At 52.2% G+C, this 12,627-nt stretch carries 14 protein-coding genes and 1 pseudogene; 2 read left to right on the top strand and 13 right to left on the bottom strand.

The genetic code is table 11. From position 1 onward, the window contains the following. From thsB to E3E29_RS09650, 3 genes are all read right to left on the bottom strand, one after another. On the bottom strand, positions 1-1,063 hold a 1,063-nt coding region (gene thsB, locus E3E29_RS09660; protein ID WP_277346699.1), incomplete at its 3' end, for a thermosome subunit beta. A 112-nt stretch (positions 1,064-1,175) separates the two neighbouring features. Further along, positions 1,176-1,889, bottom strand: coding sequence for an anaerobic ribonucleoside-triphosphate reductase activating protein (locus E3E29_RS09655; RefSeq protein ID WP_167910757.1), 714 nt, complete (start codon positions 1,887-1,889; stop codon positions 1,176-1,178). Between the two features lie 29 nt (positions 1,890-1,918). Next, positions 1,919-3,760, bottom strand: coding sequence for an anaerobic ribonucleoside triphosphate reductase (locus tag E3E29_RS09650; protein ID WP_167910756.1), 1,842 nt, complete (start codon positions 3,758-3,760; stop codon positions 1,919-1,921). A gap of 303 nt (positions 3,761-4,063) precedes the next feature. Between E3E29_RS09650 and E3E29_RS09645 the strand changes: the two genes are divergently transcribed. Then, positions 4,064-5,089 (top strand): lipopolysaccharide assembly protein LapB, encoded by a 1,026-nt coding sequence (locus E3E29_RS09645; protein WP_167910755.1) that lies wholly within the window; start codon positions 4,064-4,066, stop codon positions 5,087-5,089. Between the two features lie 26 nt (positions 5,090-5,115). On the opposite strand, the pseudogene E3E29_RS09640 reads toward E3E29_RS09645, so the two are convergent. The 8 genes and pseudogenes from E3E29_RS09640 to E3E29_RS09605 all read right to left on the bottom strand — a co-directional run bounded on the left by E3E29_RS09640 (position 5,116) and on the right by E3E29_RS09605 (position 10,005). Beyond that, a pseudogene (locus E3E29_RS09640) lies at positions 5,116-5,938 on the bottom strand (ABC transporter permease). After that, positions 5,925-6,728: an ABC transporter permease gene (locus E3E29_RS09635; protein WP_167910754.1), complete on the bottom strand. Its 804-nt coding sequence runs from the start codon at positions 6,726-6,728 to the stop codon at positions 5,925-5,927. The pseudogene E3E29_RS09640 and the gene E3E29_RS09635 overlap by 14 nt, the downstream one beginning before the upstream one ends. 1 nt (position 6,729) lies before the next feature. After that, complete coding sequence (locus E3E29_RS09630; RefSeq protein WP_167910753.1) at positions 6,730-7,704, bottom strand: ATP-binding cassette domain-containing protein; 975 nt, start codon at positions 7,702-7,704, stop codon at positions 6,730-6,732. A gap of 78 nt (positions 7,705-7,782) precedes the next feature. Beyond that, positions 7,783-8,058, bottom strand: a complete 276-nt coding sequence (locus tag E3E29_RS09625; protein WP_167910752.1) for an elongation factor 1-beta — start codon at positions 8,056-8,058, stop codon at positions 7,783-7,785. A gap of 16 nt (positions 8,059-8,074) precedes the next feature. Further along, the gene (locus tag E3E29_RS09620; RefSeq protein WP_206205871.1) at positions 8,075-8,248 is read right to left on the bottom strand and encodes a zinc finger domain-containing protein; all 174 of its coding nucleotides are present in this window, start codon (positions 8,246-8,248) and stop codon (positions 8,075-8,077) included. 150 nt (positions 8,249-8,398) lie between these two features. Further along, entirely contained in the window at positions 8,399-8,851 is a 453-nt protein-coding gene (locus tag E3E29_RS09615) for an Lrp/AsnC family transcriptional regulator (RefSeq protein WP_167910750.1), read from the bottom strand. Positions 8,852-8,915: 64 nt separating this feature from the next. After that, positions 8,916-9,470 carry an XTP/dITP diphosphatase gene (locus tag E3E29_RS09610; RefSeq protein WP_167910749.1) on the bottom strand — a complete coding sequence of 185 codons (555 nt, stop codon included), beginning with the start codon at positions 9,468-9,470 and terminating at the stop codon, positions 8,916-8,918. A gap of 46 nt (positions 9,471-9,516) precedes the next feature. Beyond that, positions 9,517-10,005 (bottom strand): adenosine-specific kinase, encoded by a 489-nt coding sequence (locus E3E29_RS09605; RefSeq protein ID WP_167910799.1) that lies wholly within the window; start codon positions 10,003-10,005, stop codon positions 9,517-9,519. A 55-nt stretch (positions 10,006-10,060) separates the two neighbouring features. Here E3E29_RS09605 and E3E29_RS09600 point away from each other — a divergent pair, with 55 nt between their 5' ends. Beyond that, entirely contained in the window at positions 10,061-10,972 is a 912-nt protein-coding gene (locus E3E29_RS09600) for an Lrp/AsnC family transcriptional regulator (RefSeq protein WP_167910748.1), read from the top strand. A 1-nt stretch (position 10,973) separates the two neighbouring features. On the opposite strand, the gene E3E29_RS09595 is transcribed toward E3E29_RS09600, so the two are convergent. Both E3E29_RS09595 and E3E29_RS09590 read right to left on the bottom strand, forming a co-directional pair. Continuing rightward, the gene (locus E3E29_RS09595) at positions 10,974-11,924 is read right to left on the bottom strand and encodes an SPASM domain-containing protein (RefSeq protein WP_167910747.1); all 951 of its coding nucleotides are present in this window, start codon (positions 11,922-11,924) and stop codon (positions 10,974-10,976) included. 94 nt (positions 11,925-12,018) lie between these two features. After that, entirely contained in the window at positions 12,019-12,474 is a 456-nt protein-coding gene (locus E3E29_RS09590) for a molybdenum cofactor biosynthesis protein MoaE (RefSeq protein WP_167910798.1), read from the bottom strand. Positions 12,475-12,627: the final 153 nt, after the last annotated feature.

Here is a 12,627-nt window from a genome sequence, read left to right as displayed (position 1 = left end):
CCTTCCTCTCCTCGACGAGCTCGGCCTCACCGAGGTCTTCTGGAGTAAGGTCCTTAACGTTGGTGACGATCTTGGCGCCAGTGGCCTTGGAGAGCTTCTCCATATCGCTCTTCTTGACGCGCCTGACGGCCATTATGCCGTACTTGGCGAGGTAGTGCTGTGCTAAATCATCGATGCCCTTCTGGACAAAAACGACGCTGGCTCCAACCTCCTTGATCTTGTCAACCATCTCCTTGAGCATTTTCTCCTCCTGCTCAAGGAATGCCTGGAGCTGGTCTGGGCTGGTGATCCTAATCTCGGCGTCGGTCTCGGTCTCCTTGACCTCAAGGGCCTCGTTGATGAGTGCTATCTTAGCTCCCTCGACCCTCTTCGGCATGCCTGGGTGGACGACCTCCTTGTCTATGACGACACCCCTGATGAGCTGGGTGTCACTGACGGCACCGCCCTCTTTCTTCTCGAACTTAATGTTGTCGATGTCAACCTTGTAGTGGCCGTCAACCTTCTCGGCGACCTGCTTGACGGCCTCAACGGCTATCTCGGCGAGGTACTCCCTCTCCTCCTCAGCGGCCTTACCGGTTATGGCGGTCACAGCGGCCCTCTTGAGGGCCTTCTTGTCTTCGATGTCAACGGCCTTAGCTACCTCGTCAAGTATTTCCTGGGCTTTCTCCGCTGCCATGGTGTAACCCTTAACTATAATGCTCGGGTGAATGTTCTGGTCAAGAAGCTCCTCCGCCTTCCTGAGGAGTTCTCCAGCAATAACAACCGCAGTAGTAGTACCGTCACCGGCCTCCTTGTCCTGGGTCTTGGCAACCTCAACCATCATCTTAGCAGCAGGGTGCTGGATGTCCATCTCGTCGAGAATTGTGGCGCCGTCGTTGGTGATGACGATGTCGCCGAGGCTGTCGACGAGCATTTTGTCCATTCCCTTTGGTCCGAGGGTGGTTCTAACGGTTTCGGCTATGATTCTTGCGGCCAGAATGTTGAGTCTCTGGGCGTCTTTTCCGACGTACCTCTGGGTTCCTTCGGGTAGAATAACGACGGGCTGGCCTGCGAGCTGGGCCATCCCTCATCACCTCCCTTTTCATATTTTTCAGGGGGAGGATATGTTTTAGTTACAATTAGTGCTTCCGCTCCATTGTTCTTTTGTGTTATTTATAAAGTTTTCGGTAGATGCACTATCCTGAGAAGTCGTTCACGTAGACGTTAATCCCAACTTCTGTTAGTCTTTCCTTGAGCTTTTCTACCTCTCCTCCCGGCCAGCAGTGCTCCGAGCACCATGCACTATCCCTTGGGCTGGTTAAAGGTGCGCCCACCAGAGGGTTAAGGACAACGTAAAAGTCCGTTCTTACATGTTTCAGTCCTTCTTCTATCCACGGCCACTGCTCGAACCCTCTGGCCACTGGTATTCTGAGCTCCAAGGGGATACCATAATCCGAAACCAAGTCGAGACCCCTGAGGAAAAGCTCCCAGAGGCGCTTTGAAGCTTCTGGGGGAAGTCCATAGAGCTCCTGGGGTGGGGCCTTCAGGTCGGTTGCTATGTGTGAAATCAGTTCGTCCTTTAGGAGTTTCTCCATGGGACCTACAATGGTGAGGTTAGTGTTCAGGCTGATCGGGAGAAATCCCTGGGATTCTGTGAGCAGGGATGAGAGCTCAGCCCACTGCATCATGGGCTCGCCGCCGGTTATGTGGAAATAGTCCACGAGGAATGAGCTTGAGGATAGCTCATCGAGTAATGCCTCTCTATCGAGGGGGAAGCAGTCCCTGCCTTCCGCTATCTGCCAGTTGTGGCAGAATGGGCACTTCAGATTGCAGCCGCAGAGCCAGAGGGTAAAGGTCACCTTTCCTTGTACATCGACCATGCTGACGGTCTTCCAGCCACTTGTGAGCATTGAATCACCTCCAAAAAGGAATAAGGAAATCATGAAGAGTAGTGTCTCCTGCTCCAGAACTCCTTCTTTCTGTAGGGGTTCCAGTTCTTGAGCGGGCGATAGTAGCCAATGATCCTACTCCAGATCTCAACGTCTTCGCTTCCGCAGTAGGGGCAAGCCATGTGGAGTCCCGTTGAAGACCTTCCACAGGCATTGCAGACGGTTATTGCGGGGGTGTAACTCCAGTAGACGAGCTTCGTCCTCAGAAGCCTCTTTGTGAGTTTTGCCAGCGCTTCTGGATCGGGCTCCTCCCCGAGGAATATGTGCATCATGACCCCACCTGTGAAACTTCCCTGAACCTCCTCTTCGATCCTTATCCTGTCGGCGAGCTCAATCGGCCCGTAGTAGGGGGCGATGCTCGTTGAGTATATCGGGTTCTCAGGGTCATCGAGGTACCCCTTCAGCTCTGGGAACTCGCGCAGGTCCTTGATGGCGAGCTTTGCAGCGGCGCTCTCTCCAGGGACTTCCTCAACGTTCCATGGGGTTCCGCTATTCCTCATCCACTCCCTGGCTTTTTCAACAGCGAACTCGACCATCCTCTTCATCAGCTTCGCAGCCTTCTTCCACTCCGACCTTGAGCCTTCCTTCCACAGATCAGGCTCGTTGAGGTATATAGCTGCCGCCTCCGGGAGGCCGAGGATTCCGATGGTGTTGAAGTGGCTCGACGGGAACTCCTCAAGGTAGGTGTGTATCATGCTGTACATCTCGCGGTAGTCCGCCAGCAGCTTCACGTACCTATCCCTGAACCAGTCGGTAGTTTTCCTGACGGTTTCGAGGATTCTGGAGTACTCCTCCCAGAACCTATCGTCGTCCCCCGCCTTCAGCGCGAGCCTTGGCAGGTTCACGGTCGTGACGTTTACCGAACCCGTTACGTCGGGCATCGCCCAGAGACCGCCAAAGCGCTGTCTCTCAAGCCTCTCCATCGCCTCTTCCTCAGTGCTCTTAGAGGAAGCGCTGAAGGCGAAGGCGAACTCCCTCTTGTCTATGTTTATCCTGCAGCACATCGAGTAGCTTGCATCGGGGTCAACGACGTTCGTGTTAAGCCAGTAGAAGCTCCCCCTCTTTGCAGCTGTCGAGAAAACGGCCTCGAACACCTCTGGATCGTCCCAGAGCATCTTTGCGGTTCCCATTATTGTTGGTATCGGGAAGGTGAAGGGCTGGCCCTTCGCATCGCCCTCTCTGAGAACATCAATTAAAGCCATGAAAAACTCTCTGGCTTCCCTCTCGTAATCTCCGAGCGGTCCTACTTCCTTCCCATCATAAACCGCCATATCTCCTGTGAGCATCTCCTTAGGGGCATCAAGGGTCACTGTAAAGTTTGTAAACGGTGTCTGCATCCCAACCCTGCTTGGGTAGTTGAGGTTGTAAACTAGCCTCTGGACGTGCTGGCGTATCTTCTCCCTGTTAAGGCCGTCCTTTCTTATGAAAGGCCCTGCGTACCACTCGACACTTGAGAGAGCCTGGGCCCCGCTGAAGTAGTGCTGCATGGTTATCAGGTAGTTCGCTATGTGGTCAACGTAGGTGTCGAAGTGCCTGGCCGGCCTTGAAGTTATCGTCGGCGTTCTCAATCCTTTTTGGAGCAGCCTTGAGGTGCTGTGGCCCGAGCAGTAGGGTATGTAAAGGCTGTACGGGAGCTTGTGGATGTAGATGTCTCTGGAGAAGTGCGCATTTCTCCCTTCCTCTGGAACTAAGGCTATGCTCTCTTTCAGGGCTTCCTCCATGACATAGGCGAAAAATCCGGTTGGACCCGGATAGCGGTTGGCGTTTTCAAGTACGTCAAGACTTTCCCAACTAGCGTATTCCTGAATCACATCCTTCTTCACGGCCTCCATTTTTAACACCTGGATAATTTATCCAAGTAGAATGAAGGGGAGAGGAGTTAATAACGGTTGTCCCTGTATCTGTGGTCACTTCTTCAGGAATCGTTCATCTTATGGATAAATTATCCATACAAGTCGCTTAATTGCTGACATTTTTTCAAATCAAAAACGCCGAGGAGACATCCAACCTAAACAAAATACGCCAGGATTTTGTCATTTATTCAAAAATAATGGGAGTTTTCCAATAAAATGTTTCGAACGTGAGTAGCATACCTTTTTAACCTCTCAACCAAGATAAGGCCCGGTGATACGAAAATGAGTGAGGTTAAGGCCGATTGGGAGAATGCCCTCGCCGAGAAGAACTGCGAGAGGCTCCTTGAACTGTTTGACGATTACATGGACTCCATAGATGATGAGGAGGAGCTCAAAGCGGAACTCAAGAGGCTGAAGGAGGTTGTCGTTGAGTGCGAGGACCCCTACGAGCTCGCAGGAGAAATTGGGCACCTCTACGCACACCTCGACGAGCCAGATGAGGGAATAGAGCTCTACAAGAGGCTCGTTGAGATGAAGAAGGACGATCCCGAGGAGTACGCGACCGCGCTTTATTACCTCGCCGACGCTTACGAGGGCTACGGAATGGCTGATAAGGCAGTTGAGACCTATGAGAAGCTTCTTGAGCACGAGGAGAACGTCCTGAAGAACGAGAAGGAGATAGGTCTGACTCTGGCCAACCTCGCGGTTAACTACGACGAGCTTGGAGAGACGGAAAAGGCAATAGAGCTCATGACCCGGGCCAGAGAGATTTTTGAGAGGATAAAAGACGAGAAGAACGGTCTCATAAGCCTCCTTGATTTGGCTCACTTCAAGTACGAGCTGGGCGAATACGACGAGGCAGAAACACTCATAAAGGAAGTCCTCAGGAACCCACGGGACGACGAGATAGAGATAAACGCCAGACTAATAGAGGCTGAAATCTGGGCTGGAAGGAACGATTACGGAAAAGCATTCAAGGCCCTCCGCGATGCCCTGGTTAAGGCGATAGATGTCAACGACGAGATATTCGAGCTCGTCTTCGAGACCCTCACCGACTTCATAGAGGGACTCTTCAACGAGGGCTCCTACGAGACCGTAGCGAAGAACATGGAGGCCTTTGCAGAGCTCTTCGAAGATGACACCGCCCACTTTTTCAGGGCCATCGCGGAACTCGCCAAATGGAAGGCTGGAGATGAGGAGGCCAAGAAGCGCTTTGACGAGCTCTACTCCAAAGTTGAGAACGAGGACTTAAAGGCTATACTCGACGAGTGGAAGAGGCCGAAGCTGACCCTTGGTCTAGGCCTCTGAAGGATCCTCTCCCTTCTTATGATTTTTCAGTAACTCTTGAGCCCGACGGTTCTAGCCTGCTTTTCGCTCCATCTGTAGCCTGCGTATCCTATGAGGACGTAGGAAAGCGACACGAAGGCGAGATATAGCAGCTGGCTTTCTGCCCCAGAAAAGCCCGATGCGACGACCTTTCTCAGGGCCTCGGTGGTTGGGGCGTACGGAAGGCCCTCTGCCATGATCTGAAGGGGCCTTGGGAGTATGCCTACTGGGTACATCGCCCCGCTGAGGGCGAAGAGGAGCATCTCGAGTATGCTTATGAAGGGGCCGGGGGTCCTTGAGGTAGAGCACCAGTCCTGCGGCGGCTAAACCAAGGCCTATCATTCCCGGAACGCCCAAGAGGAGAACCAGCAGGCCCTTCAAAAACGCGAGGGCATCGAGCTTTATCCCGAAGATCAGGACGAAGAGGGGGATGTAAACCACCAAATACAGGCCATTGAGGATCAGCCTGACCATTATGTTGCCGAGGAAGAATGTTATCCTCCTCATGGGCGCGGCGAAGGAATACTCAAGGGTTCCGGTGTAGAGTTCATCCACCACACTCCACACAAAGCCGCTGAGGAAACTCATCGCGAAGCCGAGAACCATGAAGCCCAGAACTGCAAAGAGGATGTAGTCGGAATAGCCGGTCATCTCAGCTAGGGACTGAGAGTACCTCCTTCCCGTGAGGCCGATTCCAATCAGGAGGGCGTTGCCCACGAAGAAGAAACCGGTAAGTATGTCGCTGATGAACCAGACCTTGTAGCTGAGGAACACCTTCCAGCTCTTCCTGGCAACCCCCATGAGGGCCCCAAGCTCCTCAGTAACCGCCATAGCCTATCATCCTCGACGTTTTTTCAGCCCATCTGAAGGAGAGGTAGCTCACCGCCCAGTAGAGGGGTAAAAGGATGAGTAACCACGCTATTTCGCCTTTTATTGCTGAATAGGGCATCCCCACGAAGACCTTTCTGACGGCGCTGGCCGCGTGGGTGAGGGGGAGGGCTTTTGAGAGGTCAACTACCCATTCCGGAAGCGTTGAGAGCGGGAAGAAGGCCCCCGAAAGGAACAGGATGAGGAACTCGAATATCTGGGCGAAGGGTCCTATGTTCTTTAGTACCATCACGAGTCCCGCAAAGACCAGACCAAAGCCGAGGAACGCGAGGAAGGAGAGTCCGATAACGGGCAGGGACTTGACAACGACGGCTCCGGAGAGGGGTATCTCAAAGATAACTGTTCCCATAACGAACACTATTGCCATTATCACGGAATCCATGAGCATCCAGCTGAGGGAGAGCGCCAGGATCATCTCCACCAGGCTCATCGGAGAGACCACGTTGCTCTCAAGGGTGTCCCTCTGGAGCTCCCTCCTTACGCCCCACACCGACGCCTCCATTGGGGAGACGGAGACCCACCAGAGGACGTAGCCGATGAGGGCGTAGGTCGGGTAGTCCCCGACGCCGGTCGAGCTCTGGAGAAGGGCCGAGTACCTACCCCCTAGGACGGCCTGCCCGAAGTAGATGAACTGGAGGAGAAAGACGAGGCCGACTATCAGCGAGCTCACCACTCTGAGGGGATACCTGAAGAACATCCTGAACTCCTTTCCAACCACAGCCATCAGGGCCATATCAATCCCTCAGCGCCCTTCCTGTGAGTTTTATGAAAACGTCCTCTAGGGTCGGTTCCTCCTTCTTAACCGAGAGGATCCTGGCCCCGGCCCTTATCAGGCGCTCCACCACCTTTGGAAGGTCTTCCTCGCCGATACTTCCCCTCAGGATCAGCGTCCCTTTCTCTGACTCCTCCTCCACCACTGCGAGCCTCTCGTCTACCTCCTTGACTTTCTCAGGCCTGAAATCCTTGACCCTGATCTCAACGGCCTCTTCGTCCCTGACGAGCTTTTTAAGGTTCTGGGGAGTGTCCATTGCGATTATCTTCCCGTGGTCGATTATCGCTATCCTGTCGCAGAGCTTTTCCGCCTCGACCATGTAGTGGGTGGTCAGCATTACTGTTTTGCCCTCTTCCTTGACGAGGCTTTTAACGAAGTCCCTGACGAAGATGGTGCTCTGGACGTCGAGGCCTAGCGTTGGTTCATCGAGAAAGAGAACCTCCGGGTCGTTTATGAGGGCCTTCGCTATGGCCAGTCTCTGCTTCATTCCCCTTGAAAAGCCCATCACGAGATCGTTCCTTCGCTCCCAGAGGCCGACCAGTTTGAGGAGTTCGTTTATTCTATTCTCGGCCTCCCCCTTGGGGACGTGGTAGATACTGGCGAAGTACTTGAGGTTTTCGTAGGCCGATAACCGCCAGTAGAGGGTTCTCTCCCCCTCGGCGACCAGGTTTATGTGTCTCCTCACTTCCCTGGCCTCTTTTACGACGTCGTGTCCGAGTACTCTCGCCTCCCCGCCACTGGGTTCGAGGAGGGTGGTTAGTATCTTTATAGTGGTTGTTTTCCCTGCCCCATTGGGTCCGAGAAGGCCGAAGAGTTCTCCCCTCTTGACGCTGAAGGTTATCCCCTTTACCGCCTCCACCCATTCGACCCTTCTGAAGGGAAGCGGGATCTTTTTGGGGTAGCTTTTTCGGAGGTTGAGAACTTCAACGACTCTCATGGCTAATGGCCGTAGTCAAAAAGTTAGAAAAATTTTTCGATCCTTGCTGACAAAAATGGAAGAGAATTGACGGGATCCTCAAATCCTCGAAACGGTCTCTACTTCGGCGCTCTCGACGTTCTCGACCCCGCGGAAGAGGTCGGCAACGGCGTCGTAGGAGTAGCCCTCCTCGTCCCTTCCGAGGACGTAGAACTTGAGGGCGACGAGACCGAAGGCAATCGGCTCCCTCTCGACCTTTGCCAGGCCGTACTTCTCAGGGATGGCTGCCTTGAGCTTCTCCTCGAGCTCATCGAGGTTGACGTCCGGATCCGTCGGCATGACCTTGATAACACCAACTAGGTTGAAGTCGCTCATATCCTTCACCTCCAGTTCACGGCCCTTCCCATCCGCACTTGGGGCACTTGTACGGGACCGCTAAGACCCTGCAGGATTCGCAGCGCCAGATGACCTCCTCCCCGCAGTTCGGGCAGACGAAGTGGGTTGCGTGCTCCCTTGGGGTTATCTCCTTTCCGCATGATGTGCATACCGGTACCTCAAACTTCATCTCCACTGCAAACACCTCCAAGAAAGGCGGTTTTTTCCGGCCACTGCTGAGCGTTCCAGTGGAGAGCTTATAAATCTTTCGAATGTGGGCTCATCTAACCTCGCATCATCATCCATCAGAAAGGAGAACGCCAATCATCGCCCAAATTCGTCAGATCTCTTCCTTCACGGACACGAACGACACCATTGTCACGGTCTGCCCCAGTCCCTTTATCTCCCTCAGCTTGTCTATGACAATGTGACCAATCTCCTCAGAGTTACTTGCCCTGACCTTTATCAGGAGGTCCCATTCACCCGTTATTATGTGAACCTCGTAAACTCCATCCAGGGCCGCGACTTTTTTTGCCACCTCACGCTGGTTTATGCCCGACTCTGGGTCGTACCTTGCCAGAATAAATGCTGTGGTTCCAAGGTCGAGCTTTTTGTAGTCAGGTTTTATCGTGAATTTCTCTATAATCCCCTCGTCCACCAGTTTTTTTATCCTGTAGTGAACGGTAGTCCTCGGTATCCCGAGCTTTTTGCTCAGCGTCGCTATGTTCTCCCTCGAGTTCTCACGGAGCTCCTCAAGCAGACGGAGGTCTATATCATCCAGCTGCCCCTGCATCTTCTTCGTCCCCCACAGTGTCGTCAGATATACAGAACTGATATCTGAGTTTGATGATTGTACATTATTTAAGGTTTTCTTTTAGCCATTTAGCGAAGGCCTCAAGAGCCCGTCCCCGGTGGGATATCCTGTTCTTCTCTTCAGTTGTCATCTCGGCGAAAGTTTTCTCGAAACCTGACGGTCTGAATATGGGGTCGAACCCAAACCCGTCACTCCCAATGGGTTCAGTGGTTATCTCTCCTTCAACCGTTCCTGTGAAGATGTGAACCTTCCCATCCCAGTATGCAATGACGCTCTTGAAATACGCCCTCCTGTCCGTCACGCCCTCGAGGAGTTTTAGAATCCCCTCTATGCCCAAGGTCTTGTAGACGTACGCTGAATAAACGCCGGGGAATCCCATTAGAGACTCTATGAAAAGGCCGGAATCATCGAGGAAAAACGGTCCCTCAATGCGCTCACTGAGCCATTTCACTCCGTACTCCGCTACCTCTTCGAGAGTATCCGCCTGTATCTCAGGATACCCGAAGTTCACCTGTCTAACGTTCACACCAAGGGGTTCCAAGTACTTTCTGGCTTCTTTGACCTTTCCGGGGTTGGATGTTATGAACGAGAGCTCCATGTTACCACCATGTTGAAAGAGAAAACGGAGGTAAAAAAGATGTCGTTCAGTCTATCTTGTACCCTATCTTCTCGACAAGCTCGCGTCTCTCCGCCTTCTGTTCGTCCGTTTCTATTTTGTTGGCGGCTTTGCCGTCCACGACACCGAGAACGCTTCTCCCGAGGTCTGTCTCAGCCACGATGACCTGGAACGGGTTCTCACTTGCTCCATACACCATGGCAACAGCTGGATGGTTCTTTACGGTGTTGAGAACGTTTATTGGGAACGCATCCTTCATCATTATGACAAAGACGTGTCCGGCGCCTATTTTAACTGCGTTCTTCGCTGCGAACTTCTCCAGCTCTTCGTCGTTCCCCGTGTAGCGCGTCAGCTGCGGTTTGGCCTCGTTCATGGCTATTCCGAATTTTATTCCTGGAACTGCTGTAAGTAGGGCCCTGGCGAGGTCGTCCACGGTGAATATTGAGAAGTTTCCCTGCCCGATTACTACTTCCGCTCCGTCGGGCTTTTCAATGTCAACAACCTCAATCTTGACCATCTGCATCACCGATAAAGATATAACTTTGGACGCTTTAACCTTTTCGTGGGCAGCCATGCCAGAATCAGAGCTCGATGAAATGATATTCCTAGTGGAACTGTTGAATAAGTATCCAATCGAGAGCATCAGAAAGATAGCACAGTCTGAGGGGATAGATTACTATTATTTGAAGAGGCTTTATGATAAATACTACGACCACATCTCCGTTTATGCTATTTACAACATAAAGAGGCTCGGTCTCCACAGCTATCTAGCGTTTCTCTCGGTTCCAAGGGAAAATCTCCGTGAGACGGCTGAGAAGCTTAAGGCAAATCCGTTTGTCCTCAGTGTAAGCGCGATGTTTGGGTTTAAAAACGGCATCAACGTGATCATGCATATCCCCACGGAGCAGCAGGATCTCATGGGGGAGTACCTCAGCAGGTTCTCGGATGATTTTGAGTACTACGAGGTCAGGGCCTATCCCCCATCCGGCGACGATAACTTTGGTGAATGGGATCTTAGCTACAGCTACGCCGTTCTGATGGACATACTCAAGTGGGACGCCAGAACGCCCCTCTCCGAGATATCAAAGAAACTTGGGAAGAGTAGACCGACTGTGAGGTACATGATAGATAGACTCAAGAAGGAGGATATTCTTCTGGGCTACGGAGCGGCTCTCGACAACGACATGGCTGACAGGAGCGTTGTGGGGATAGCATCCACGTTGAATGAGGATGTTTTTGAGCGCTTCAAAGAGTATGAGATTCATGTTGGAGTCCTCAAGGGAGCTGGCTATTATCTTGAATGGTACTTTTCCTCGAATGAAGATTTGGCCGAGAAGATATTTGAGTTTGGAAAATACGCTGAAAAAGTTGCCATAATGTATCTGGATATGCTCCGAGACATAGAGGAGAAGTACAAGCTCTGGAGATTCTCAGGAATGGTTAAAAAAGACGGGAGCGGTTACCGCTCCATCCTTGACTTTTAATTTATGTGAGGAGCGGGCAGTACTCAACTCCCTCTACCTGACCCGTTACCTGGTACTCAACGGCCCTGGGGTCGTGGCACATGTATTTAAATGGGCAGGTGCTGCAGGCGTCTATTTTGTCTTTCGTCAGCTTCCACAGCTCCTTCAGTTTCTTCTTTCTCGTTATGTACTTCAGGCCCCCCTTCCTGGCGTCACCAATGATGTAGTTCCTCATGAGGGGGCATGGGAGGATGTACCCATCCCCAGTAACCGCCACGGTTCCTGCCAGGCAATCATGGTAATTTTTGTTGGTGGGATTGCGGCTCCGTCTGAGTTCAAAGAGGTTCACCGTGGTTTCTCTGATGGACGGCGCATACAGAACGTCGAGGTAGAGTTCCAGTTCCCCATCACCGTCCAGCTTTGACAGGAGCTCCTCCACTTCCTTCATTTTCTCTTGGTCAACCGTGACGAGAATTCCTGATATCCATGGAATGGACGCGGCTTTTATGACCTTATCCGGCTCATACTCTGTCTCCACGATGATTTTGACACCATCTATCGGGCCCACGCTATCAACGTCTTCCAGGAGAACCGTCGTGTGGACTTCTTTCACGCCCATTTCTTTCGCCAGCCTCGCCGCCCTGACCAGCTCTTCTGGCTCGTCGTAGTTGGTTATCCACACTTCTTCTCCTCCCAGCCTCCTGAAGTCAGCCAGAACCTTCCTGATCTCGGCCTCGCTCATCTTTTCCCTTCTCATTATGAAGTGATTGTTACCGATGCACCCTATTGAGCGAGGGATTCCATAAACCTCGTCAAAGCGCCCCTTTCCGGCGCCGAGGTTGAGTATCAATCTCTCAAGCTTTCCCGTGTGTGGGATTTCACTCCAGGGCGGCTTTGCTAGGGTTATTGCCTTTTCTACTCCGTAGAACCCTATTTCATCGTCCCCAACATCAACCCTTATTGCCTCAGCCATGCAACCACCGTTAATGAGTCAGGAGGCTTTGTATATATACTTTTTCTATTCTTATTTTGCACACCACTATAAATAGTTATCAAAATCTGTAAAACTAGCCTCCGTGGTAATCCTCGGGTATCCATTTGTCCCCCTCAATCCAGAAGTTTCCATCCTCCCGCACCTCTTTTTTCCATACTGGGACACGGTGCTTTACCTCGTCTATTGCCCACCTGCACGCGTCGAAGGCCTCTCCCCTGTGCTCGCCGCTTGCGATTATCAGGATGGTGTCCTCCCCGACCTCGAGTTCTCCAACCCTATGCCATATCAACATGTCGAGTATTGGAAACCTCTCCATGGCCTCTTTTCTAATCCTCTCCATCTCCGCAACGGCCATTTCCTCATATGTCTCGTAGTTTAGTTTTATTACCTCCTTTCCCTCGCTCCTCTTTCTCACTCGCCCCAGGAACACCACGTAGCCGCCGGCATAGGGAGTTGAAACAAGCTCAACCGCCGCGTTGAGATCGAATGGCTCCCTCACCACTTCCACTTTTCTCCCCTTATCTACCATGTCCTTCACCGTTCTATTTTTTCCCGGAAGGTTTTTGAAACTGCCGCCCAACAATTGGCGGTGAGAAAATGAGAAGGGGAACTTCGCTGGTCGTTGTATTTATGCTTACGGTGTTGGTGATCTCATCCGCTTGCATTACGGGGGGTTCCAATA

This window comes from Thermococcus sp. Bubb.Bath (genome assembly GCF_012027595.1).
Taxonomy (GTDB): Archaea; Methanobacteriota_B; Thermococci; order Thermococcales; family Thermococcaceae; genus Thermococcus.
The sequence above is the reverse complement of the archived record's forward strand: the minus strand, read 5'-3'. Positions and strand labels throughout refer to the sequence as shown.

Excerpts from the sequence above, each read along its gene's own strand:
- E3E29_RS09655 (WP_167910757.1), bottom strand. The coding sequence starts at position 1,889 with ATGCTCACAAGTGGCTGGAAGACCGTCAGCATGGTCGATGTACAAGGA.
- E3E29_RS09650 (WP_167910756.1), bottom strand. The coding sequence starts at position 3,760 with ATGGAGGCCGTGAAGAAGGATGTGATTCAGGAATACGCTAGTTGGGAA.
- E3E29_RS09645 (WP_167910755.1), top strand. The coding sequence starts at position 4,064 with ATGAGTGAGGTTAAGGCCGATTGGGAGAATGCCCTCGCCGAGAAGAAC.
- E3E29_RS09635 (WP_167910754.1), bottom strand. The coding sequence starts at position 6,728 with ATGGCCCTGATGGCTGTGGTTGGAAAGGAGTTCAGGATGTTCTTCAGG.
- E3E29_RS09630 (WP_167910753.1), bottom strand. The coding sequence starts at position 7,704 with ATGAGAGTCGTTGAAGTTCTCAACCTCCGAAAAAGCTACCCCAAAAAG.
- E3E29_RS09625 (WP_167910752.1), bottom strand. The coding sequence starts at position 8,058 with ATGAGCGACTTCAACCTAGTTGGTGTTATCAAGGTCATGCCGACGGAT.
- E3E29_RS09620 (WP_206205871.1), bottom strand. The coding sequence starts at position 8,248 with ATGAAGTTTGAGGTACCGGTATGCACATCATGCGGAAAGGAGATAACC.
- E3E29_RS09615 (WP_167910750.1), bottom strand. The coding sequence starts at position 8,851 with ATGCAGGGGCAGCTGGATGATATAGACCTCCGTCTGCTTGAGGAGCTC.
- E3E29_RS09610 (WP_167910749.1), bottom strand. The coding sequence starts at position 9,470 with ATGGAGCTCTCGTTCATAACATCCAACCCCGGAAAGGTCAAAGAAGCC.
- E3E29_RS09605 (WP_167910799.1), bottom strand. The coding sequence starts at position 10,005 with ATGGTCAAGATTGAGGTTGTTGACATTGAAAAGCCCGACGGAGCGGAA.
- E3E29_RS09600 (WP_167910748.1), top strand. The coding sequence starts at position 10,061 with ATGCCAGAATCAGAGCTCGATGAAATGATATTCCTAGTGGAACTGTTG.
- E3E29_RS09595 (WP_167910747.1), bottom strand. The coding sequence starts at position 11,924 with ATGGCTGAGGCAATAAGGGTTGATGTTGGGGACGATGAAATAGGGTTC.
- E3E29_RS09590 (WP_167910798.1), bottom strand. The coding sequence starts at position 12,474 with ATGGTAGATAAGGGGAGAAAAGTGGAAGTGGTGAGGGAGCCATTCGAT.